Annotated in this window: 1 pseudogene; it reads left to right on the plus strand. The window is 43.3% G+C overall.

From position 1 onward, the window contains the following. Positions 1-275 (plus strand): annotated as a pseudogene (locus C1G53_RS12785) (non-canonical purine NTP pyrophosphatase); the annotation flags it as partial.

Raw genomic sequence — 275 nt, forward strand, 5'->3', positions numbered from 1 at the left:
CAAACTTCAGTCTGAATTTGCCCTCTTTCAATTTGCCTGTGATACTTTGAATGAGTTAAACAATCGTCAGTTCAAGGCCCTCCAACACCAAGGAGCTATTCTGGTAACTGAGAATGACAAACTTCTCTTGGTTCATCTGCCACAAGCAGGGGTTAGCACGGCAGATTTCTTCGGTCAAGACAAGGGATTGGCAAGCGTGGGAGATACCATCTTGATTGCCACAAAAAATGAAGGTAAGACTAAGGAATTCCGTAAGTTTTTTGAGCGTTTTGGCT

Origin of the sequence: Streptococcus suis (genome assembly GCF_002960445.1) — a bacterium.
Taxonomy (GTDB): domain Bacteria; phylum Bacillota; class Bacilli; order Lactobacillales; family Streptococcaceae; genus Streptococcus; species Streptococcus hyiners.